The following is a 528-nucleotide window of genomic DNA, read 5'->3' as shown; positions in this document are numbered from 1 at the left end:
CCGCGGCGGCGGTCGCAGAGCGCGGCCACCGCGGCGGGCGCCAGGTCGACCTGCGCGTCGAGGTCGGGCAGCACGACGAAGTCGTTCTGCGTGCCGTGCCCCTTGGCGAACTTCACCTGGTCAGGATACGTGCGTTCCTGCCCGCCGGCCTGATCCCCCGGGTCACTTCGTTCCTGCCCGCCGGACGGCCAGCGCCCGCTCCACGTTGTCAGTCGCCGCGCCGTCCAGCCACGTGATGCGGTGATCGCGGCGGAACCAGGAGCGCTGCCTGCGGACGTAGCGCCGGGTGCCGACGAAGGTCGGTTCGCGGGCCGCCTCGCCGTCGCCGCCGCCGTCCAGGTCGGCGATCACCTGTGCGTAGCCCAGCGCGCGGGCCGCGGTGACGCCGTCGCGCAGTCCGCGATCCAGCAGCGCGGTGACCTCCCCGACCAGGCCGTCGGCGAACATGGTGTCGGTGCGCTGCGCCAGCCGCTCATCGAGAACCGGTGTCGGCCAATCCAACCCGATGATCGCGGTGTCCCAGCGCGG

The 528-nt window shown here is 73.5% G+C and carries 2 pseudogenes; both read right to left on the bottom strand.

Annotated elements, in window-relative coordinates:
• Positions 1 to 116: pseudogene (locus Q2100_RS31615) on the bottom strand (diaminopimelate epimerase); the annotation flags it as partial.
• Between the two features lie 46 nt (positions 117 to 162).
• A pseudogene (locus Q2100_RS31610) lies at positions 163 to 528 on the bottom strand (tRNA (adenosine(37)-N6)-dimethylallyltransferase MiaA); the annotation flags it as partial.

This window comes from Mycolicibacterium arseniciresistens, assembly GCF_030519285.1.
Taxonomy (GTDB): domain Bacteria; phylum Actinomycetota; class Actinomycetes; order Mycobacteriales; family Mycobacteriaceae; genus Mycobacterium; species Mycobacterium arseniciresistens.
Note: the sequence above shows the minus strand (reverse complement) of the source record. Positions and strands in the feature narration are given on the sequence as shown.